General features: G+C 47.3%; 1 pseudogene. It reads right to left on the bottom strand.

Annotation, left to right across the window (positions count from 1 at the left end):
* Positions 1 to 81: 81 nt before the first annotated feature.
* A pseudogene (locus tag NR195_RS22790) lies at positions 82 to 260 on the bottom strand (sulfoxide reductase heme-binding subunit YedZ); the annotation flags it as partial.

The raw sequence follows: 260 nt of genomic DNA, 5'->3' as shown, positions 1-260 counted from the left end.
AAATACTGGTCTTATCTGCGAAGTTGATCGGATGCGGCTCGCAGGCCGCATTTTTCGCAGACGATCGGCAATAAGAAGAGACTAGCGCGGCCACCATTTAATGAACTTTTTATAGCGCCAGGCTAACAATATCAGGGCTAAAAGCGCATAAATGATCGGTTGGGGAGACAGGATTTTTACCGACCACATATAGTGAATCGGCGCCAAAATAGCGACCAGATAGATAAAGTTATGCAAGGTTTGCCAGCGCCTGCCCAGTT

Origin of the sequence: Pantoea sp. Ft-CA_14 (genome assembly GCF_024520875.1) — a bacterium.
Classification (GTDB): Bacteria; Pseudomonadota; Gammaproteobacteria; order Enterobacterales; family Enterobacteriaceae; genus Pantoea; species Pantoea agglomerans.
This window is presented reverse-complemented; position numbering and strand designations above follow the sequence as displayed.